Annotated in this window: 1 protein-coding gene; it reads right to left on the bottom strand. The window is 51.6% G+C overall.

All coding sequences use genetic code 11. From position 1 onward, the window contains the following. Window positions 1-250 (bottom strand): hypothetical protein (locus L9G74_RS21450; protein WP_238898849.1); only part of this gene is annotated, 250 nt, incomplete at both ends.

Genomic DNA, 250 nt, shown 5'->3' with positions numbered 1-250 from the left:
ACGCTGGGGCCATTTGGGCATGGCTTCTCTCCGGCTTTGGCCATTTCAGGGTTTTTTGCCCATTCTTTCGATATGAATCCCATCCGGATTTCTTGGCGATTCTGATGATTTCGTCACCGCGCAAACGTTGTTTCCTCAGCAATGCCTCGGCGATCGCATCAAGAGCAGGTCTGTATTGCTGGAGCCGACAGACCATTTTGTGGAACTCGAGTTTAATACGCAGATCGGACTCGTACGGGGGCATGAACTC

This window comes from Shewanella electrica, from assembly GCF_022321485.1.
GTDB classification, from domain to species: Bacteria; Pseudomonadota; Gammaproteobacteria; order Enterobacterales; family Shewanellaceae; genus Shewanella; species Shewanella electrica.
This window is presented reverse-complemented; position numbering and strand designations above follow the sequence as displayed.